At 71.8% G+C, this 19,983-nt stretch carries 21 protein-coding genes; 7 read left to right on the top strand and 14 right to left on the bottom strand.

Annotated features, from left to right (window positions below):
• Positions 1–186: 186 nt before the first annotated feature.
• Together AC0VY3_RS20280 and AC0VY3_RS20275 are read right to left on the bottom strand one after the other, a co-directional pair.
• Positions 187–1,341 (bottom strand): LacI family DNA-binding transcriptional regulator, encoded by a 1,155-nt coding sequence (locus AC0VY3_RS20280; RefSeq protein ID WP_475550211.1) that lies wholly within the window; start codon positions 1,339–1,341, stop codon positions 187–189.
• Positions 1,342–1,451: 110 nt separating this feature from the next.
• A complete protein-coding gene (locus tag AC0VY3_RS20275; protein WP_242739340.1) occupies positions 1,452–2,204 on the bottom strand; it encodes an SDR family oxidoreductase in 753 nt (250 codons plus the stop codon).
• An 82-nt stretch (positions 2,205–2,286) separates the two neighbouring features.
• On the opposite strand from AC0VY3_RS20275, the gene AC0VY3_RS20270 reads away from it, so the two are divergent.
• Together AC0VY3_RS20270 and AC0VY3_RS20265 are read left to right on the top strand one after the other, a co-directional pair.
• Entirely contained in the window at positions 2,287–2,898 is a 612-nt protein-coding gene (locus AC0VY3_RS20270) for a TetR/AcrR family transcriptional regulator (protein WP_475550210.1), read from the top strand.
• Positions 2,899–3,091: 193 nt separating this feature from the next.
• The gene (locus tag AC0VY3_RS20265; protein ID WP_475550209.1) at positions 3,092–4,408 is read left to right on the top strand and encodes a transglycosylase family protein; all 1,317 of its coding nucleotides are present in this window, start codon (positions 3,092–3,094) and stop codon (positions 4,406–4,408) included.
• On the opposite strand, the gene AC0VY3_RS20260 is transcribed toward AC0VY3_RS20265, so the two are convergent.
• A complete protein-coding gene (locus tag AC0VY3_RS20260; RefSeq protein ID WP_242739334.1) occupies positions 4,378–5,556 on the bottom strand; it encodes a DMT family transporter in 1,179 nt (392 codons plus the stop codon). The two genes, AC0VY3_RS20265 and AC0VY3_RS20260, sit on opposite strands and share 31 nt — an antisense overlap.
• 245 nt (positions 5,557–5,801) lie before the next feature.
• Between AC0VY3_RS20260 and AC0VY3_RS20255 the strand changes: the two genes are divergently transcribed.
• Positions 5,802–6,506, top strand: coding sequence for a (2Fe-2S)-binding protein (locus AC0VY3_RS20255; RefSeq protein ID WP_475550208.1), 705 nt, complete (start codon positions 5,802–5,804; stop codon positions 6,504–6,506).
• Between the two features lie 68 nt (positions 6,507–6,574).
• On the opposite strand, the gene AC0VY3_RS20250 is transcribed toward AC0VY3_RS20255, so the two are convergent.
• Together AC0VY3_RS20250 and AC0VY3_RS20245 are read right to left on the bottom strand one after the other, a co-directional pair.
• Positions 6,575–6,937, bottom strand: a complete 363-nt coding sequence (locus AC0VY3_RS20250) for an STAS domain-containing protein (protein ID WP_103507078.1) — start codon at positions 6,935–6,937, stop codon at positions 6,575–6,577.
• A 222-nt stretch (positions 6,938–7,159) separates the two neighbouring features.
• Positions 7,160–7,675, bottom strand: a complete 516-nt coding sequence (locus AC0VY3_RS20245) for a MarR family winged helix-turn-helix transcriptional regulator (protein WP_475550207.1) — start codon at positions 7,673–7,675, stop codon at positions 7,160–7,162.
• 86 nt (positions 7,676–7,761) lie between these two features.
• On the opposite strand from AC0VY3_RS20245, the gene AC0VY3_RS20240 reads away from it, so the two are divergent.
• Positions 7,762–8,931: a PP2C family protein-serine/threonine phosphatase gene (locus AC0VY3_RS20240; protein WP_103507076.1), complete on the top strand. Its 1,170-nt coding sequence runs from the start codon at positions 7,762–7,764 to the stop codon at positions 8,929–8,931.
• Here AC0VY3_RS20240 and AC0VY3_RS20235 read toward each other — a convergent pair whose 3' ends face one another.
• Positions 8,932–9,315, bottom strand: coding sequence for a winged helix-turn-helix transcriptional regulator (locus AC0VY3_RS20235; RefSeq protein ID WP_103507075.1), 384 nt, complete (start codon positions 9,313–9,315; stop codon positions 8,932–8,934). It lies immediately after the preceding gene.
• A 142-nt stretch (positions 9,316–9,457) separates the two neighbouring features.
• On the opposite strand from AC0VY3_RS20235, the gene AC0VY3_RS20230 reads away from it, so the two are divergent.
• The gene (locus AC0VY3_RS20230) at positions 9,458–9,868 is read left to right on the top strand and encodes a RidA family protein (RefSeq protein WP_103507074.1); all 411 of its coding nucleotides are present in this window, start codon (positions 9,458–9,460) and stop codon (positions 9,866–9,868) included.
• A gap of 16 nt (positions 9,869–9,884) precedes the next feature.
• Here AC0VY3_RS20230 and AC0VY3_RS20225 read toward each other — a convergent pair whose 3' ends face one another.
• The 5 genes from AC0VY3_RS20225 to AC0VY3_RS20205 all read right to left on the bottom strand — a co-directional run bounded on the left by AC0VY3_RS20225 (position 9,885) and on the right by AC0VY3_RS20205 (position 14,747).
• Positions 9,885–10,340, bottom strand: a complete 456-nt coding sequence (locus tag AC0VY3_RS20225; protein ID WP_103507096.1) for an ATP-binding protein — start codon at positions 10,338–10,340, stop codon at positions 9,885–9,887.
• 97 nt (positions 10,341–10,437) lie between these two features.
• Positions 10,438–10,881, bottom strand: coding sequence for a response regulator (locus AC0VY3_RS20220; protein ID WP_103507073.1), 444 nt, complete (start codon positions 10,879–10,881; stop codon positions 10,438–10,440).
• Entirely contained in the window at positions 10,878–12,509 is a 1,632-nt protein-coding gene (locus tag AC0VY3_RS20215) for a sensor histidine kinase (protein WP_475550206.1), read from the bottom strand. Before AC0VY3_RS20215 ends, AC0VY3_RS20220 begins: the two co-directional genes overlap by 4 nt.
• Entirely contained in the window at positions 12,499–13,734 is a 1,236-nt protein-coding gene (locus AC0VY3_RS20210) for a PP2C family protein-serine/threonine phosphatase (protein ID WP_475550205.1), read from the bottom strand. Before AC0VY3_RS20210 ends, AC0VY3_RS20215 begins: the two co-directional genes overlap by 11 nt.
• A gap of 116 nt (positions 13,735–13,850) precedes the next feature.
• Positions 13,851–14,747 (bottom strand): RNA polymerase sigma factor SigF, encoded by an 897-nt coding sequence (locus AC0VY3_RS20205; protein WP_103507070.1) that lies wholly within the window; start codon positions 14,745–14,747, stop codon positions 13,851–13,853.
• 234 nt (positions 14,748–14,981) lie between these two features.
• Between AC0VY3_RS20205 and AC0VY3_RS20200 the strand changes: the two genes are divergently transcribed.
• Both AC0VY3_RS20200 and AC0VY3_RS20195 read left to right on the top strand, forming a co-directional pair.
• Complete coding sequence (locus AC0VY3_RS20200) at positions 14,982–16,466, top strand: SDR family NAD(P)-dependent oxidoreductase (protein ID WP_475550204.1); 1,485 nt, start codon at positions 14,982–14,984, stop codon at positions 16,464–16,466.
• A 361-nt stretch (positions 16,467–16,827) separates the two neighbouring features.
• The gene (locus AC0VY3_RS20195) at positions 16,828–17,004 is read left to right on the top strand and encodes a hypothetical protein (protein WP_158101233.1); all 177 of its coding nucleotides are present in this window, start codon (positions 16,828–16,830) and stop codon (positions 17,002–17,004) included.
• Between the two features lie 14 nt (positions 17,005–17,018).
• Here AC0VY3_RS20195 and AC0VY3_RS20190 read toward each other — a convergent pair whose 3' ends face one another.
• Genes AC0VY3_RS20190 through AC0VY3_RS20180 form a run of 3 tightly spaced genes read right to left on the bottom strand, consistent with a single transcriptional unit; the run spans position 17,019 to position 19,862 of the window.
• A complete protein-coding gene (locus tag AC0VY3_RS20190) occupies positions 17,019–18,470 on the bottom strand; it encodes a lipase maturation factor family protein (RefSeq protein WP_475550203.1) in 1,452 nt (483 codons plus the stop codon).
• Between the two features lie 22 nt (positions 18,471–18,492).
• The gene (locus AC0VY3_RS20185) at positions 18,493–19,005 is read right to left on the bottom strand and encodes a DUF1990 family protein (protein ID WP_103507067.1); all 513 of its coding nucleotides are present in this window, start codon (positions 19,003–19,005) and stop codon (positions 18,493–18,495) included.
• A complete protein-coding gene (locus AC0VY3_RS20180; RefSeq protein WP_475550202.1) occupies positions 19,002–19,862 on the bottom strand; it encodes a YndJ family protein in 861 nt (286 codons plus the stop codon). The genes AC0VY3_RS20185 and AC0VY3_RS20180 overlap by 4 nt, the downstream gene beginning before the upstream one ends.
• Between the last annotated feature and the right edge of the window lie 121 nt (positions 19,863–19,983).

Below are 19,983 nucleotides of genomic sequence, written 5' to 3'. Positions count from 1 at the left end.
AGTGCCCAGCTCCGGGTGCTCCGGGTGCTCCGGTGGTTCCGGATGCACCGTGTCGCTCTCCGCGCCCATGAGCTCACCCGTCCCGCGGCGTGACCCGCGCAACTCCTTTTCCACCGCGGCCGGTTGACCAGGCCGGTCGGCACGTTAGCACCCCGCCGCGCGGGTGAGCCGCAGAGGGTGCACGCCCTAGGCCGATCCCCGTACCACCAGCTCCGGTTCGAAGATCACGGAGGTCACCGGGCCGTCCGGCCGGGCCAGCCGGTCCAGCAGCAGGCGCGTCATCTCGGCGGCCATCCCCTCCACCGGCTGGCGGACCGTGGTCAGCGGCGGGCGGCAGGCCAGGGCGGCGCTGCTGTCGTCGAAGCCCACCACCGCCACGTCCCCCGGAATCGAGCGGCCGTGCTCCCGCAGGACATGGCAGGCCCCCAGAGCCATCAGGTCGTTGGCGGCGAACACCCCGTCCAGGTCGGGGTGTTCCGCCAACAGCCGTTCCATCGCCGCCTCGCCGCTCTCCTGGGTGAACTGCCCCTCGGCGATGGGGATGTACGGGTGCCCGTGGCGCGCCATGGTGTCCCGGAAGCCCGTCAGGCGGGCCTCGCCCGCCGGTACGTCCAGCGGACCGCTGATCGTCGCGATCCGGCGGCAGCCCCGGCCCAGGAGATGCTCGGCCGCCAGCCGCGCGCCGTCCCGGTGCGCGAGGTCGACATAGCTGACCGGGACCGGCCGGGCGGGGCGTGCGAACAGGACGGCCGCCAGACCGGCGTCCGCGATCAGGGCGGGCAGCGGGTCCTCGGCGTGCGTCGAGACGACCAGGGCCCCGTCCGCGTTGCCTTGCCGCAGGTACGCCACCACCTCCTCGCGCGCCCGTGAGGTCTCCGCGAACATCAGGACCGGGTGCATTCCGCGCGGACGCAGGTAGTCGACCACCCCGGTCACCACCCGGCCGAAGAACGGGTCGGCGAACACCTGAGCGGTGAACGAGCCGGAGACCCCGCCGCTGCCCTCGTCCTTCCCGGACGCCCGGCCGCCGGACCAGGCCCCGGGCCCGCTCCCGCCCCCGGACGCTCCGGTGGTGGAGTCCCCCCGGGACGCTTCCGGCTCGACGCCCGCGCCCGACACCACCAGGGCGATGGCGTCCGCCCGCCGGGTCACCAGGGACCTGGCTGCCCGGTTGGGGGTGTAGCCCGTCACGGAGACCGCCTGCCGCACGGCCTCCTGGATCACCGGGTCCACATTGCGCACCCCGTTGACGACCCGGGAGACGGTGGCGCGCGAGACGCCGGCCGCCCGCGCCACGTCCTCCAGGGTGGGCGCTCCGGCCGAGCGCGGATCATCCGTCATGAGCGCCTTTATAGCACTGGTGGAGAGCGCTCTCCATGTGGTGGCTGTCCGGTTGTTCCGAAACGGTGCGCCGAACCTTCGACCGGCGGCCGGCAGCTCGACGAAAGACCCTAGGCCAGTGAACCGCCCGTCGCGTCGATCCAGTGGCCCGTGACCCACCGGCCCTCGTCCGAGGCCAGGAAAGCCACCACGTCGGCGATGTCGGCCGGGGTGCCGACCTTCCCGAGGGCGGACAGGGCGGCCGCGTCGGCCCAGGCCTCGTCACTCGCGCGCAGCCAGTCCGCGTTGACGGCGGTGTCCACGATGCCTGGCGCCACCGCGTTGACGGTGATGCTCCGCCTGCCCAGCACTTTGGACAGATAGCGAGTGAACACGTCCAGCGCGCCCTTGGACATGGCGTAGGCGATCAGGTCCGGCATCATCGCCGCGTGGCTGAGGCCTGTCGAGATGTTGATGACGCGTCCACCGTCCCGCAGTCGGTCGAGCCCCTGCTGTGTGAGGAAGAACGGCGCCTTCGCGTTGACGGTGAACAGCCGGTCGTACTCCTCCTCCCCGATCTCCGCGAACTTCCGCGACGTGCCGATCCCCGCGTTGTTGACGAGGATGTCCAGGCCGTCCGTGTGCGCGTCGAAGGCGGCCCAGAGTGCGGCGGCGGCATTCGGGGCCGTCAGCTCCGCGCCGAGCGCGAACGCCTTGCCGCCTGCCGCCTCGATGGCGGCCACGGTCTCCGCGGCCGCTGACTCGTTGCTGCCGTAGTGCACGCCGACGACCGCTCCGTCTCGTCCCAGCCGTTCGGCTATCCCTCGTCCGATGCCCCTGCTGCCGCCGGTGACCAGTGCCGTCTTCCCCGTGAGCGAGCCCATGGCTCCGCCCTCCCTTTTTGATTAGCGGTCGCTACAGAAAGGACCGTAGCACGTTCTCTAGCGGTCGCTATAGAATTCGCGCATGGCGACGAGACAGCGCGGCAGGCCACGGTCCTTCGACCGGGAGGCCGCCCTCCAGCAGGCGACGCTGACCTTCTGGGAGCAGGGATACGAGGCGACCTCGATCGCGGACCTGACGCGAGTGATGGGCATCGCGGCACCGAGTCTGTACGCGGCGTTCGGCGACAAGCGCACCCTCTTCGGGGAGGTCGTCGAGAGGTACGCGACCCACTTCGGCGGTTTCGGCGACCGTGCCATGGCCGAGGAGCCGACCGCGCGACGCGGCGTCACGCGGATGCTGCGCGAGGCGGCGGCGGAGTACACGACGGCCGGCCGGCCGCACGGCTGCATGGTGCTCAGCGCCGCGGAGAACTGCTCGTCGGACGAGGTGGTGGCGGCGCTGCGCGGCCGACGCGAGCGGAACGTGACGGAGTTCCGGCTGCGGATCCAGGCGGACATCGATGCGGGAGTGCTGCCCGCGCACGCCGACGCGGCGGCACTCGCACGCTATACGGCGGCCGTCATCCAGGGAATGTCGCAGCAGGCGCGGGACGGTGCGAGCCGCGCGGAGCTGGAGACGCTCGCGGAGGTGGCCATGCGGGCCTGGCCGGAGGAGTCCGGAGGGGTGCGGTGATGGCTGAACACCTCGAGGAGTGAAGGAAGTTCGCGGCTCCGTCCGGATGTGCTGTCAGCGGGCATCCGGGGATCGGATTCCGGCCACGGACCGACCGGGGGCGGCCGAGTATCACGTTTTGCTTGTGATCAGTCACAGCGCGGACCTACGTTGCCCCTTGCGAGATGTCCCAAAGCCAGTGGGGGAGCCAAGTATGGCCGCGAACGGACGGCACCGCAGGTATCAGCCCAGCCGGATCAACCGTGCCTCGCTCACGGTGACGGCGGGCGGCGCGGGCATCGCGCTCCCGCTCATCACCGCGGCCTCGGCGGGCGCCGCACCGGTGGACACCTGGGAGAAGGTCGCCGCCTGTGAGTCCAGCGGCGATTGGGCGGTCAACACGGGCAACGGCTATTACGGCGGGCTGCAGTTCAGCGGCTCCACCTGGGCAGCCTTCGGCGGCACGCAGTACGCGCCGCGCGCCGACCTCGCCACCCGCGACCAGCAGATAGCCATCGCCGAGAAGGTGCTGGACGGCCAGGGCCCCGGCGCCTGGCCCACCTGTTCCGTACGGGCGGGGCTCACCCGGGGCGGCGACGCGCCGGGGTCCGCCCCGGAGGCGGGGCCCGACACGCAGAGCGCGGGAAACCGGCCCGTCCGGGCCGCGGCGCCGCAGAGCGCGCCCGCCAGGCAGCCGCAGACCCGGCCCGCCGAGGCGACGCCCACCCACGTACCGGGCAAGCGTGACTCGTACACCGTCGCGAGCGGCGACTCCCTCTCCGGGATCGCGTCCGCCCAGCGGGTGCGCGGCGGCTGGCAGAGCCTCTACGCGGCCAACCGCGGCGTCGTCGGCGGCGACCCGGACCTGATCTTCCCCGGCCAGCGGCTGAGTCTCGACCAGAAGGCGGGGGAGGGGAAGAGCTCCGGCAAGCCCGCGCGGCAGACCGCCCCGAAGCCCTCGGCGGACCGGCCCAAGGCCGCACCGAAGCAGGAAGCCCCGAAGCAGCAGGCGCCCCAGAAGGCAGCACCCAAGAAGGAAGCACCGAAGCAGGAAGCGCCTAAGAAGGAAGCGCCGAGGAAAGAAGCGCCCAAGAAGGAGGCGCCCGCACCGGAGCGCGCCGTGAAGCACTCCGGTTTCAGCGCCCCGGTGGCCGCCGGCACCGGCACCCCCTACCGGCAGGCCGGTTCCTGGTCCAGCGGCTATCACACGGGCGTGGACTTCCCCGTGCCCACCGGGACATCGGTGAAGTCGGTGGCCCCGGGGCACGTCGTCTCGGCCGGCTGGGCCGGAGCGTACGGCTACGAGGTCGTCATCCGGCACAGCGACGGCAAGTACAGCCAGTACGCCCATCTCTCCGCGCTCCATGTGCGCGCGGGCCAGACGGTCTCCGGCGGACAGCGCATCGCCCGCTCCGGCTCCACGGGCAACAGCACGGGCCCACACCTGCACTTCGAGGTCCGTACGGGCCCCGGCTACGGCTCGGACGTCGACCCGCTCGCCTACCTCCGGGCCGGCGGCGTCAGGGTCTGAACCGTCCGCTCGGAGCGGGGGCGCCGCAGGGTGGACCCGCCCCGCCGACGCTGCTCCGCGAGCGGGCCCGGCGCACCGAACTCCACCTGCGGCACCGCCTGTCCCGGCGGCAGGGGCGACGATGTGTGCGCCACGGGCAGCCGCCCCGACGCGGGTTCCGGCACGCCCGGTGACGGCGAGGGGCGGCCGCCCTCCCGCCCCTCCGCGCCGGATGCCGCGTCCTTCGAACCGGAGCCGTCGGCCGGGCCCGTCGCCGCAGGCGCTGCCGCCTCGGCGTCGACCGCCGCAGGGTCCGTCGGCGTCCGGGGTTCCTGGGCGGGCTCCTTGCCCATCCGCTCCAGAGTCAGCATGATCAGCCCGCCCGCGGCCACGGCCCCGCAGAAGAGGGCCAGAGCGGTGCCCGGGACGCCGAGGCGGAAGTGCTCGCCGAACAGCGTGATGCCGATCGCGGCGGCCACCACCGGGTTGACCACCGTCACCGTCGCGAGCGGAGCCGTGAGCCCCGCGCCCCGGTAGGCGGCCTGGGACAGGAACAGGCCCGCCGCCGCGAGCCCCGCGATCACCAGCAGCGGCAGAGCGCCCGAGCGCACCGAACCGGACGTCCACTCCACGGCCACGGTCTTCGTGAACACCGAGGCCATCCCGAACGCCCCGCCCGCCCCCGTGGCCAGCACGATGCTGCGCAGGACCGGCCGGCGCAGCGTACGGGCGAGCACGACGAGCGCGCCGACGGCCCCGAACGTCACCGAGGCCAACAGCACCTGCTCGGGACCGTTCAGGGTGTGCGGCTCGGCGTTCCCCGTGAGCGCCAGCAGTCCGCCGAGTCCCGCCGTCGCCATCAGGGCGCCGCGCCAGGCCGTCGCCCCGGCCCGCCGTCCGACGAACAGGGCCGCCATCGGCAGGGCGAAGACGATCGTCAGCGCGCCGAGCGGCTGGACCAGGCTGAGCGGCCCGTAGGCGAGCGCCACCACGTGCAGGACCGCACCGGTCCCGTTGAGCAGCACGGCGACCCACCACACGCCGTTGCGCACCAGGGCGCGCGAGGAGTTGTCACCGGTCGCGGCCACGCGCTCCTGGATGATCGCCCCGGCCGCGTACGCGACCGCGGAGATCAGTGACAGCAGCACGGACAGCGCAAGGGAACTCATGTACACCACGATGTCCCGTCCGGGGCCCCACGTCGTCGTCCTTGAGACTGCACTTCGGCCTACTGCCCCAGTAGTACGCCCGGCGGACCGACGTCCTCCTCCCGACGGTAGTCCTGCCGCCCCCAGCCGTCAGAAGTTGTCGCGCGGCGGATACGGTGAGCCGCGAGGACGACACAGCCGGTGGCCGAACGGCCGACGGCGCACGCGGCCCGGGGACGGACCGGGAACCGATGGGGGAGCAGGGCATGGACCTGGTGCTACAGGCGTCGGTCGGCGGATTCTTCGCGCTGCGGACCACCCCGGCGCCCGGCGGCGGACACCGGCCGCTGGAGCGGTTGTACGCGGGCGAGAACGGCCCTCTCGCCGCGCGTGTCGACAAGGTCGCGGCACGTCTCGCGGCCCCCGAGCGCAGGGTCGCCGCGTCCATCGCCCATCTCGGTCTCGCCGCCCGGCTCTGGTCCGTCGCCCTGGGCCCGGCCGCGCTCTTCGGGCGGATCCCCGCCCTGCCGCCCGCCGCCCTCCACTGGGACCCGTCGTCCACCTCGCCGGAGGACCTGTGGCTGTCGGAGGTGACGGAGCTGCCCGGCACGGCTGCCCGGATCCGCGAAGAGGTCCAGTACGGGCATCTGGTTCCGCTGGCCGAGGCGTTCCGGTGCGACGGGAACATCTCGCCGCAGCTGCTGTGGGGCAACGCGGGGTCCGCGCTGGCCGGAGCCGTACGCGAACTCGTCGCCTTCGCACGCGCCCAGGACCGGCCGGACGTGGCCGCCAGGGCCCGGGCGCTGGCGGCCGAACTGTTCGACGACGCGGCACTGCGCGGCACCGGCGCCCCGCACGGTCCGGCGTTCCGGCGGCGCAGTTGCTGCCTGTACTGGCGCTGCCCGGGCGGCGGGCTGTGCGGGGACTGCGTGTTCGACCGGGCTCCCGGACCCGCTCGGGCGGAACCGTAGCGTCAGGAAGGCAGTCGTCGGCCAGGAGGCCGGTCCGTCGGAAGGGCAGTCGGTCGGAAGGCGGTCCGTCAGGAAGGCAGGACCGCGTCGATGGCATCGTCCACGGCCGGCAGGACGGGCAGCGCGCTGTCGAGACCGATCATGTCGATCAGGCGTCGCACGAACGGGGACGGGGCTGCCAGCCGCAGCCGGTCGCCCAGCGCGGTGTGGCCCTGGAGGAGCACGTTCACCGTCGTCGAGTCCGCGAAACCGACGCCGGAGAGATCCACGACGACCGGGCCGGAGCCGTCGTCGGCCGCCGAGGTCAGGGCGAGGCCCAGCGGTGCGACGCTGTCGATGTCGAGGTCACCCGACACGGTGAGGACCAGAGCGCCCCGCTCCTGTCGGGTGGTGATTCTGACGGCTCGGTCTTCGTTGGGCGATGAAAGCACGGATGGCACCTCGGGCGGGTCGGAAGGGAGCGGCGAGCCGTTCTGTCGGACGGGTCGGCGTCGTTCCGTCCCTGGTCGCGGCGGGGTACGGGGCAACGATAGAAGTAACAGTTGCCATTTGACAACATTCCCCAAGGGGTAACAATCTGATCCGCGACGGTTGCTCGGGTGACCGTCGAAGGTCGGTCGACCGATGGATGCGGAAGCGGGAGCCGGATGAAGCTAGGCGCTGTCGGCGACATCGCCGCGGAGCGGGGCCGCGGCCGTATCCCCGCGCGGGGAAAGACGTTCCGAAGCGGCGGCGTGGAAGGCCGCGAGGCCCTCGGCGAGCGCGGCGAGCGCGGCGGGATCCATCCGCTCCAGCACGGCGTTCAGCTCGGCGGCGCGCAGGGCCCGGTACTCTTCGAGAAGGGCTCGGCCGCGCAGACTCAGTCGCAGCTCCACCTCCCGTCGGCTGGTCGGGCTGGGCGCACGCTGGAGGAGCCCCATCGCCTCCATCCGGTCGCAGAGCCTGCTGACGGAGGGGGCACTGGAGCCCAGGGCCTCGCCCAGCGCCCGCAGATTGGTGCCTTCCTGCCGCTCGATCACGAGCAGGGCCCGAAGCTGGGAGGGCGATACGGTTCCCGAGGCGGCGGATTCCTGGCCCCGTCCCCACAGCACCTCCAGCAGCTCCGAGGCGGCGACCGCGTCGGCGGACGCCTGTTCGCGGCTGCTCGGGCGAAATCCTCGGTGGGGCATTCAGCCACTGTGTCACCCGTCAGGCCCGCTTGTCAGCCCGGGCCCGGCCCCTACGACGTCGCAGGACGAAGATTGCGCGAGAGACCGTGAACAGACGAACGGACATCGAGGCCGCCGTGCGGGCCGCCGCGCCGCACGCCCTGCTGGCCACCCTGCGCACCGAACTCTGCGGCGTCTACGGGGCGCTCGCGGTGGAGCTCCATCTCGCCGACTACGGTCTGCGGGTCCTGAAATCCCTGGACCGGCCCGAGGGCGAGAACGAGCCGCTCTCCCTGCACAACAGTCCCGAGGGCCGGGCGTTCGGCAGCCAGGAGCCCCGCGAACAGCAGGTCCGGCACGACGACGCCGTCGACCACCACCTGCCCGTGACCGTACGCGGCGAACGGCTCGGCATTCTCACCGTCCGGCTGCCCCAGGCCCTGTCCACCCCGGAGCTGGTCCGCGAGCTGACCCACATGGCCGACCTGCTCGGCCACGAGATCCTGGTCGCCGAACGGGACACCGACCTCTACCAGCGCGCCCGGCGCACCACCCGGCTCACGCTCGCCGCCGAGATGCAGTGGCAGCTGCTGCCCGCCCGCGCGTGCACCGCCGCCGAGTTCGCGATCGGGGCCCAGCTGGAGCCCGCGTACGCCATCCACGGTGACAACTTCGACTGGGCGGCGGACGCCGACGAGCTGACCGTCGCGGTCACCAACGGCATGGGCGAGGGCATACAGGCCTCCCTCCTCACCAATCTCGCCGTCAACGCCCTGCGCAACGCACGCCGGGCCGGCATCGGCATCGCGGACCAGGCGGCCCTGGCCGACCAGGCCCTCTACGACCAGCACCGCGGCGCCTCCCATGTCTCCACCCTGCTGCTCCGCTTCGAACTGGCGACCGGGCGGGTCGGCGTCGTCGACGCGGGTTCGCCGCAGCTGTGGATCCAGCGCGGCCGCACGGTCCGCCGCGTGGAGCTGGAGGCGCAGCTGCCGCTCGGCATGTTCGAGGAGTCGCGGTACACGGTCCAGGAGTTCCGGGTGGAGCCCGGCGACCGGCTGCTGCTGTTCAGCGACGGCGTCTACGACGCGGTGTCCCCGCTCGGCGAGGCGTACGGCGAACGCATGCTGGCCCGCGCCATCCAGTCGACGCGGCTGCTTCCGGCCGCCACCGTCCCGCGCGCGATGCTCGGCGAACTGGCCGAGTACCGGGGCACCGAGACGCCCGACGACGCACTGGTGCTGTGCCTGGACTGGTTCGGCCGGCAGGAGGGCTAGCTAGGGCGCGTCGAAGGCGCGGCGGGAGGCCTCGATGTGCGTGATGTGCTCATGGGTCCAGTCGCACATCACATGGACCGTCCGGCGCAGGCCCTGCCCCGGCTCCGTGAGGGAGTACTCGACCCGCGGGGGCACGGTGGGATGCACACACCGCTCGACCAGTCCGTAGCGCTCCAGCATCCGCAGGTTCTGGGTGAGCATCTTGTGGCTGATGCCCTCGACCGCGCTCCGCAGCTCGGTGAAGCGGAGTGTGCCCTCGCCCAGGGCCTCGATGATCAACAACGCCCACTTGTTGGCGACGTCGGAGAAGATCTCCCGCGCCAGCGAGTCCGCGCGCCGCAGATCCGCATCCTCGGGTGAGCCGCTGAACTGCTTGGTCACCATCAGGTTCCCCCGTCACCGAAAAGTGCGTTCTTCCATGTCAGCTCATACTCTCCTACGGTTCCTGAGTAACCACAAGTGACCGGCGAAGGGCCGGTCCGGTGGACAATGGGGGCACGGTCCCCGGAACGAGGAGGCGGGCAGTATGGCCATCACCCTGGTGAACCCGAGCGGACTGCCGGAGATCGGCGCGTACAAGCAGGTGTCGGTCGCGACCGGAACGAAGCTGGTCTTCGTCGCCGGACAGGTCGCCTGGGACGCGGAGGGCTCCACCGTCGGTGTGGGCGACCTCGCCGCGCAGGTCGAGCAGTGTTACGTCAACGTCGGCACGGCCCTCGCCGCGGTCGGCGGCAGCTTCGAGGACCTGGCGAAGCTGACCGTGTACGTCGTGGACTGGACGCCCGAGAAGATGCCCCAGTTCATGGAAGGCGTGGCCCGGGCCGCCGCGCGCCTGGGGACCACCCCCGTACCGCCCGGCACGCTGGTGGGCGTCGCGGCCCTGGATATCCCGGAGCACCTGGTCGAGGTCGAGGCCACCGCCGTGCTCGACGCCTGAGGGACGCCGTCCCGGCTCAGGTGCTGAGCTGGAACTCCGCCCGGATCCGCTTGCCCACCGGCACCCGCTCGGCCGTGAGCCGGTCGCACAGGGCCACGACGATCTCCATGCCGTGACCGCCCAGACGGGACGGGTCGGGGGCGTACAGCACGGGCATCGCGGTGCTGCTGTCGTACACCGTGACGCTGATCTGCTGCGCGTTGCCCTCCAGCTCCAGGAGGTAGGGGCCGTGGCTGTAGCGGTCGGCGTTGGTGACCAGCTCGCTCACGGCCAGCATCAGGTCGCTGCGGGTGTGCTCGCCGATCCGGGCGAGGCACTCCACGGCGAGCCGCGTCAGAAAACGGTCGGCGAGCGCACGGGCCAGCGCGATACAGCCCGGCTCGCCGTCGAAGACCTCGGCGCTGAGCAGTACCTCGGCGGCAGCCAGCCCCTGACCCGGGTCTTCCGGTGGGGAGGTGACCTGTTCGTTCATGTGCTCCAGCCAGGGCGCCGAGTTGAGGTCGCAGACCTTTTCCGCCATTCGTCTACCCCTGGCGAAGGATCCCACTCCAGGAGATCCGGACCCGATCCTACGCACGTCCGGGCAGCCGCACCACGGTCACGAAGAACTCGTCGATCTGGCGCACCGCCGCGATGAACTGATCAAGGTCCACCGGCTTGGTCACGTACGCGTTGGCGTGCAGTTTGTAGCTGCGCAGAATGTCCTCCTCGGCCGAGGAGGTGGTGAGCACGACCACCGGGATCAGGGCGAGCTCGGGGTCGCCCTTGATCTGCTCCAGCACCTGCCGGCCGTCGTACTTCGGCAGGTTCAGGTCCAGCAGCACCAGGTCGGGGCGGGGGGCCTCGGTGTGCTCGCCCCGCCGGTAGAGGAAGTCCAGCGCCTCCTGGCCGTCGCGCACGACGTGCAGGGTGTTGCGGATCTTGTTGTCCTCGAAGGCCTCACGGGTCATCAGCTCGTCGCCGGGATCGTCCTCGACGAGCAGGACCTCGATGGGCTGGACAGGGCTGTTCACGAAGGATCTCCCGGCTGGCTGGTGAGCAGGGCGGGAGCGAGCAGCTCCGCCGTGGTGTGCGTGGGCGCGTCGGGCGCCACAGGCAGGGTGAAGTGGATGCGGGTGCCTTCGCCCGGTTCGGGCTCCAGCCAGATCCGGCCACCGTGGAACTCGATGATCTTCCGGCAGAGCGCCAGGCCGATGCCCGTGCCCTCGTACGCGTCACGGGCGTGCAGCCGCTGGAAGATGACGAACACCTTGTCCGCGAACTCGGGCGCGATCCCGATCCCGTTGTCCGACACGGTCAGATGCCAGTCCTCGCCCTCGCGTACGCAGTCGAGCGAGATCCGGCACGGGACGTCCTCCCGGCGGAACTTCACCGCGTTGCCGACGAGGTTCTGCCAGACCATGGTGAGCGCGGTCGCGTCCCCGAGCAGTTCGGGCAGGGACTCCGGCCGCTCGATCACCGTCCCCGACTCCTCGATCGCGAGGTTCAGATTGGCCAGGGCCCGGTCCAGGGCCTGGTCCAGATCGACCGGTTTCCAGCTCTCCTGCACCCGGCCCACCCGCGAGAACGTCAGCAGGTCGTTGATGAGGACCTGCATCCGCTTGGCGCCGTCCACCGCGAAGGCGATGTACTGCTTGCCCCGCTCGTCGAGCTCGTCGCCGTACCGCTTCTCCAGCAGCTGGCAGAAGGAGGCGACCTTGCGCAGCGGCTCCTGGAGGTCGTGCGAGGCGACGTACGCGAACTGCTCCAGCTCCGAATTGGAGCGGCGCAGCTCCTCCGTCTGCTCCGCGAGCAGGGCCTCGCGGTCCTGCGCCTCGGCCAGTTCGTCGGCCAGCCGTTGCCGCATCTCCTCCACCGCCCGGGCCACGGCCTGGACGTCGGACGGGCCCTTGATCTCGATCCGGGTGCCGAAGGCCCCGGACCTGACCCGCTCGGACGCGCCGCGCAGCCGGTTCAGCGGGACGCCCACCACCCGGTGGAACAGCAGGCTCAGCGCCACCACGGTCAGCACGAAGACGGCGACCAGCGCGATCAGCACCCGGTCACGGGTGGTGTGCGCCGAGCCGAGATCGGCCCGTGCCTGGTCGCGGGCCTCGGCGAGATGCCCCTGCTGGTCGCCGTACGCCTGCCGCAGCTGGTCGAAGTCCGCCTTGCTGCGCTGCAACTGCGCTCCGGTGGCGGCCTCGCTCGGCCCCATCTCCCGGACCGTCCGGACCAGCGGCTCGGCCTTGCTCCGCCGCCACTGCTCCGCCGCCGCGGCGATGGCGTCGAGATCGGCGGCGTACCGGTTGTCCGGCCCGACCAGGCGGCGGACCTGCGCGAGGCGATCCTGCTCGGCCTCCTTACCCGCCTCGTAGGGTTCGAGGAAGGAGTCGTCGCCGGTCAGCGCGTACCCCCTGATCCCGGTCTCCTGGTCGAGCAGGGCGTTCTGGAGCTGGAAGGACGCCGATCTGGCGGGCTGGATACGGTCCACCAGTTCGGTCGTACGGTCGGAGATCCGCGCCATCACGAGCCCGCCGGTCACCAGGCAGCCGCAGACCACCACGATGAAGCCGCCGAGCAGGAGATGGACCCAGTTCTGCACCGACAGCCGCGCGGCGAAGCCGCCGGCCGCCGGGTCCCTCGTCGTGTCACCGCTCATCGGACTCCGCTCCCCAGCCCAGATGCAGAACGGCCACATCGTCCGCGAGACCGCCGTAGGGCGCTGCGCCCTCGGCGGCTCCCGCCACCAGGGCGTCGACGAACGCACGGGCCGGCAGATGCCCGTTGGCCCGGGCCATCGCGAGCAGCCCTTCCTCCCCGAGGCGGCTGTCCGGGCCGTCGCGCCCCTCGAAGAGCCCGTCCGTCAAGAGCACGAGGCCCGCGCCGGGCGTCAGCGGGACGTCTACCGTCGGCCACCGGCCGGTCCCGGGCAGCAGCCCGAGCGCCATCCCTCCCTCGGGCTCCACCCAGGTCACGTCCGTGCCCTGACGGAGCAGCAGGCCGGGGTGACCGGCCCGCAGGATCTGGACGTGCCGCTGCCCGGGCGGGAACGCCAGCGAGGTGACGGTGGCGAACACATGCGAGTCCGAGCGCTCGGCGACCAGGATCTCCTCCAGCAGGGCTATCTGCTCGGGCTGGGACGTCCCGCACAGCACGGCGGTGCGCCAGGCCACCCGCAGACACACGCCGAGCGCGGCCTCGGCCGCCCCGTGCCCGGAGACATCGCCGATCACCGCGTGCACCGTGCCGTCCGAGGTCTGCACGACGTCGTAGAAGTCACCGCTCAGCAGCCCGTGGACCCGCCCCGGCTCATAGCGGGCGCGCGCCCGGAAGCGGTCGTCCCGCAGCAGGGGGACGGGCAGCAGTCCGCGCTCCAGCCGGGCGTTCTCCTGTGCGGTCAGCCGGTTGGCGCGCAGTGCGGCGGTGGCCCGTTCCACTTCCTTGCGCTGGAGGGCGTAGCGGATCGCGCGCGCCAGCACCTCAGGGTCCAGGAGGCCCTTGACCAGGTAGTCCTGGGCGCCGCCGGCGACCGCGCGGAGCCCGGTGCCGGACTCCTGCAGACCGGTGAGGACGACGATCGCGGCCTCGCTGTCGGACTCCAGTATCTGGCGCACGGCGTCCAGGCCGTGGACGTCGGGAAGGTGCAGATCGAGGAGCACGCACACTGGGGTGGTGGACGCGTCCAGGAAGGCGCGCGCCTCGGCCAGGGTCTTGCACCAGGTGAGGGCGGAGTCCAGCTCGCTGTCGGTGAGCATCTCCTCGACGAGCAGCGCATCGCCCGCGTCGTCCTCCACCAGCAGGATCGACGCGTCGAGGTTCCACGGCGGAGCCTCGACGGGTTCCGCCGTCCTGGCCTGCTGGGAGGGAATTCCGGAGATGCCCACAGGACCTGGTGATGTGCCCACGGGCGACTCGGTCAACCCTCCACCCCCTCGTACGACGGCGCGGCTCGTCCGGCCTGATCGTCAGGAAGCATAGGCGAGCGACGGAACCCGCGGACTCACACCTCGACGCTCATCCCCTTGCGCAGCTGCCGGACGATCCTGCTGAGCAGCCGCGACACATGCATCTGGGACACACCCAGCTCCGCGCCGATCTGCGACTGCGTCATCTCCGCCCCGAACCGCATCTGCACGATCCGGCGCTCCCGGTCGTCGAGCTGGTCCAGCAGCGGAGCCAGGGTGTGCAGGTTCTCGACGGTCTCCATGGCCGGATCCGTCTCGCCCAGGACATCGGCGTACGCCCGCTGCTCCTGGCCGGAGTCGCTGTCCGCGGAGGGAGTGTCCAGCGAACCGGCCGAGTAGCCGTTGGCCGCCACGAGCCCCTCGATGATCTCCTCCTCGGGGAGGTCGAGGTGGGCGGCCAGCTCCTTGACGGTGGGGTCGCGGTCCAGCTCGGCGGAGAGCTGCTCCTTCGCCTTGGCGAGGTCCACCCGCAGCTCCTGGAGCCGCCGCGGCACATGCACCGACCAGGTGGTGTCGCGGAAGAACCGCTTGATCTCCCCGACGATGTACGGCACGGCGAAGGTGGCGAACTCGACCTCGCGGGACAGGTCGAACCGGTCGATCGCCTTGATCAGGCCGATCGTGCCGACCTGGATGATGTCCTCGGTGTCGTCGCCGCCCCGGTTGCGGAACCGGGACGCGGCGAAGCGCACCAGCGAGAGGTTCATCTCGATCAGGGTGTTGCGGGCGTACTGGTGCTCGTGGGTGCCCTCCTCCAGGACCTGGAGCCGGTCGAAGAAGATCTTCGACAGGGCCCGTGCGTCCTGCGGGGCGATCTTTCCGGCGTCCTCGACCCAGGGCAGCTCTCCGGTGACGTCCGCTGTCCGCGCACCGGTCCGCTCGTCGCCCGGCGGCGTCGTCGTTCCGGTGGCTCGCGCTGACATGGCCGTCATGGTGTCGCCCTCCCTGCTGTCCAATGTGTCGGACGGTCGCCTGCCCGGTGCCCGCGAAGTCATGCCTCTCTTTTTCCGCTTCTTTCCTGCGGGCCTTTCCGCGCCCCTTCCGCAGGAGGCCGCTCGTACACCGCTCGAACGGAGCAGTGGCCCGCGCATGGCAAACTTGGGCGGGGTGTGTTTCGGCCTGCGGTGAACCACGATCCGCGGCGAGAAGATGACAGAGGAACGGCAATGACGGTGACAGAGGACAGCCCGGAGCTCGCTCCCGGAATCGAGGAGTTCGGTCCCGGTATCGACCCGGAGCGGCTGGCCGTCTGCCTGAGCGTGCTCGACGAGCTCGACCGGATCGAGGTGGACCACCCGGACGCCATCGCCGTCCGACGGGCCACCGCCGGGATCTACCGCACGGTGAAGCAGCGCCGCCGCCAGGAGCGCCGTGCCGCGAAGACCGCCCACGACCGGGCCGTCACCGAGGCCACGGCGACCGGCTCGGCCGAGCGCATCGACGACGAGACGCAGGGCGTGCTGCCCTCCTCCTCCGCCCAGGCCGAGATCGCGGGCATCCTCCAGCGGCCCCGCTCCTGCTACATCTGCAAGACGCGCTACGTCGAGGTCGACGCTTTCTACCACCAGCTCTGCCAGTCGTGCGCCAAGGAGAACCGCGCCCGCCGCGACGCCCGTACCGACCTGACCGGACGCCGGGCGCTGCTCACCGGCGGCCGGGCGAAGATCGGCATGTACATCGCGCTGCGGCTGCTGCGCGACGGCGCGCACACCACGATCACCACCCGCTTCCCCAACGACGCGATCCGCCGCTTCAAGGCGATGGAGGACAGCGACGAGTGGATCCACCGGCTGAAGATCGTCGGCATCGACCTCCGCGACCCGGCCCAGGTCGTCGCGCTGGCCGACTCGGTCGCGGCCGAGGGCCCGCTGGACATCCTGATCAACAACGCGGCCCAGACCGTCCGCCGCTCGCCCGGCGCGTACAGCGAGCTGGTCAACGCCGAGTCGGCCCCGCTGCCCGCCGGTGAGCTTCCGGCGGCCGAGGTCATCGGCACCTTCGGCAGCGGCACGGTCGACCGGGTGGCCGCGTTGCCCGCCGCCCGCAAGGAGAACCTGAGCGCCCAGGAGGTCACGGACCTCGCCCTGGTCACCGGTTCCGCCTCGCCGGCCCGGATCGCCGCGGGCACCGCGATCGACGCGGGCGGCCTCGTCCCGGACCTGCACGACACCAACAGCTGGGTCCAGACGGTCGAGGACGTCGAGCCGATCGAGCTCCTCGAAGTCCAGCTCTGCAACTCCACCGCGCCGTTCATCCTGATCAGCGGGCTGCGCCCGGCGATGGCCGCCACCGCGGCGAAGCACGCGTACGTCGTCAACGTCTCGGCGATGGAGGGCGTCTTCAGCCGCGGCTACAAGGGAGCGGGCCACCCGCACACCAACATGGCCAAGGCCGCGCTCAACATGCTGACGCGCACCAGCGCCCAGGAGATGTTCGAGAAGGACGGCATCCTGATGACGGCCGTGGACACCGGCTGGATCACCGACGAGCGCCCGCACCCGGACAAGATGCGCCTCGCCGAGGAGGGCTTCCACGCCCCTCTCGACCTGGTCGACGGCGCGGCCCGGGTCTACGACCCGATCGTGCGCGGCGAGGGCGGCGAGGCCCTCTACGGCTGCTTCCTCAAGGACTACGCCCCCGCGAACTGGTAGCCCGAACGGCTCAACCGGACCGGCGGACTCCGCGCGGCGACCCGAAACCCGGCCCAGGATGGTTCCTGGGCCGGGTTTTTGCCGTGAACAGTGGCCGAAAGTGACCTACCGCACACATTCTATCGAGCGCGGCGGCGCTCATTTGGTTACGCTGAGGCGAACGGACGCCACCGAGGGGCCCACGAAGGTTCCTCGACCGTCCTGGGACACGGTCGGAAACCCGGCCGCTGTTCCGCCCCGAACCGGCGCCACCGCGACCGACACATATCACCATCCCTGCCCCGCACAGGGCGGTCGCGCCACGGCATCGGTGCCGGAGCGTCGGCGGCGCCCTGGGTGACGCGACACAGAGGAGTGCGCGGTGACGACACCGGAACTGACCGAACGCGAAATGCGCCCTGCCGAACGGACCGCCGGGCGGCCCGGCCGCCCCGAGCAGCTGCGGAACATCGAGGTCTGGGCCAGGTCCGCCCCGATCCGGCTCGCCGGATACGAGGACGACCTCGCCGAGCCGCACATCCTGCCCGGCATCGACTGACCCCCGAGGATCTCCTAGGGCCTGCGGCCCGTCCCCCCGCCCTCCCGCTCCGGCGGCAGCGGCCGGGAGACGGGCCGCAGGAATTCCCGGACGTAGGTGCGGTGCCACCAGCACCCGGTGGCCCGCAGCTCCCGGAGCCCGGTGAACCGGTAGCGGTAGACCCGGGCGCGCACCTGCCGGGGCGGTCCGTCGGGGAACGGGTTGTGACCGAGCAGCCGGAGCGTGTCCCGGTCGCCCTCCAGCAGCCGCTCGGTGAACGGCCCGAACCAGGAGCGGGCGTACGCGGGGGAGAGCGCCGCGAACCACATCATCCAGTCGAGCCGCAAATGGTACGGGGCGAACAGGCGCGGAAGCCGGCGCGGATCGCCCGGCTTGCCGCGGAAGCCGTACTCCCGCCACTCGGCGCCCTCGTGCACCACCGGATCGGCGCTGCCCTCCACCACGACCTCCAGCCGCATCCGGCTGATGGAGCCGAACGCGCCATAGGTGTTGACCAGGTGCAGCGGATCGTAGGACCGGTTCATCGCCTGCCGCCGCGAGAGCAGATTGCGCACCGGGCGGTAGCTGAGCACCAGCACCAGGGCGGTCACCGCGAAGACCATCACTTCGTACCAGAGGGGCGGTGCGACCTGGGCCGGCGGCGGACCGGCCGGCGGGGTCCAGTCGATCGCGGAGAGCGCCAGTGCGATGGTGAGCCAGTTCAGCCAGGCGAAGTTCCCCGACAGGACGAGCCAGAGCTGGGTGAGCACCATCAGTCCGGCGGCCGCGCTCGCCACCGGCTGCGGGGTGAACAGCAGGAAGGGCACCAGCAGCTGGGTGACATGGTTGGCGGCCACCTCGATCCGGTGCACGGGCCGGGGCAGATGGTGGAAGAACCAGCTCAGCGGCCCCGGCATCGGCTGCGTCTCGTGATGGAAGTCCAGGCACGTCAGTTCGCGCCAGCACGCGTCCCCGCGCATCTTGATCAGCCCCGCGCCGAACTCCACCCGGAACAGCAGCCACCGCAGCAGCCACAGCACCAGCACCGGCGCGGCCGTGTCCCCGGAGCCGAGGAAGACCGCCAGGAACCCGGTCTCCAGCAGCAGTGACTCCCAGCCGAACCCGTACCAGACCTGCCCCACCTGGACGATCGACAGATACAGCACCCACGGCAGCGCCCAGAGCAGCATGCCGCCCCACAGCGGCAGCGAGCCGTCGAGACCGGCGATCAGCGCGACCGAGACGGCGCAGCCGCTCCAGGCGACGGCGGCGAAGAAGCGGTCCGAGTAGTGCAGCCGGAAGAGCCCCGGAGCGGCCCGCCAGGGCGTGCGCCGCAGCAACGCGGGGACGGGCAGCATGCCGCGCTCGCCGATCAGCGCCCGGAACTGGAGCGCGGCGGAGAGGAAGGCGACCAGATAGACCACGGCCAGCGCCCGCTGGAAGATCAGCCGGCTCAGCCAGTAGCCGTCCGCGGTGAACCATTCCATCCCTGCCAGTATCGGCCAGGAGTCAGCCCGCGGCGACGATCCGGCGCAGCGTGCGGCCGAGCCTGCGCGCGTACCAGTGCTGCACGCGCGGTACCAGCGGCCCGGCGAGCCGGGTGTACCAGGAGGCGGGGCGCGAGAACGCCAGCACCGTGAACCACACGGTCCCGTCGTCCGCGAGGTCCACCACGAAGCACTCCTCGCCGCGCTCCGGATGCCCGGCCCGGGTGCCGTAGCCGAAGCCGGTGCGTCCGTCCTCCCCGTACGCCGTCCAGACCACCTCGCAGGGAGCCGTGAAGCGCAGCGGTCCAAGCCCCAGGGAGACCCGGACGCTGCCGCCGGGCTCCGCGCGCCGGGCCGGGGCCTCCACCCGTGCGCCGGACGCGCGGTGCATCCGCCATTCGGTTATCGCCGCGCCGGCGGCCGCGAGGTCCGCCTCGCCCCGGCCGACCCGGGTGCGGTGGTGGAGGTGGTGGTAGCCCCGGGGGAGCGGGCCGAGGCGGGTCGCGCCGACCTCCGGGTAGGTGAGGGTGCTCATGCGGTCCTGCCTCCGGTGCGGGTGAGTCCTGCGGTGCGGTCGGTTCGTTCGGTACGGATGCGCCGCCAGGCCAGCAGTGAGCAGAGCGCGAAGCCCAGCGCGTTGCCCAGGCCATGGGTGGCGGCCATCCAGGTCAGGGTGGGGTGGGGCAGCCCGGTCGCCTCGCCGAGCGCCCAGCTCAGCGCGAGCAGCATCGTCGCCACCAGGACGGCGGCGGAGGTGAGCAGCAGGAGCCGGGTCGTCCGGTCCCGGCCGTCGGCGCGCCCCATGCGCCAGGTGAGCAGGCCGACCGTCCACATCCCGGCCGTGAGGACGACCGCCCCGACGAGTTCGGCCCAGTCGCCGATGAAGTAGCCGGCCAGCACGAGCAGCGTGCCGACCGGCACGCTCAGTGCGGCGAAGCGGCCCGCCGGGCCGTCCGAGACCCGGCAGACCAGACCGGCGATCAGGGCGGCGGCGAACCCGGCGTAGTGGAAGTGCGGCACGGTCAGCGCGAGGATGCCGAGGTCGAACCCGAAGAGCTCGTGCCCCGAACGCTCGGCGACCAGGGCGGTCGCGGCGACGGCCGGGGTGACCAGTGCGGTGAGCATGGCGACCCCGGCGGGGTCGAGGTCCTGGGCGCGGACCGCCCGGCGTGGGGCGTGCAGGGCGAGCAGGACGGTGCCCAGTGCGTAGCAGCAGGCGAGCGCCGTGGCCGTGGTGCCGCGCGGCAGCCAGAGGGCGAGGGAGCCCGGTACGGCGAAGAGCGGCCAGAGCCGGCGGATCCGCTCCAGCTCCTGTCGCCCGGAGAGCCGCAGCCCCGCCGGTACGACGACGAGCATGCCCAGCATCACGATGGCGTTGACCAGTGCGGACATGACGGACCCCCCCTTGCTTTGAACGTGTTCAAGTTCTGGATGTGAGAGTAGAGGGTTTCTTGAACGCGTTCAAGACGGGGTGGTGGCCGGTCGTTCCGCTTGCGGGTCCGTGTCCGGTGCG

The organism is Streptomyces sp. iso_384 (genome assembly GCF_056172905.1).
The sequence above is the reverse complement of the archived record's forward strand: the minus strand, read 5'-3'. Positions and strand labels throughout refer to the sequence as shown.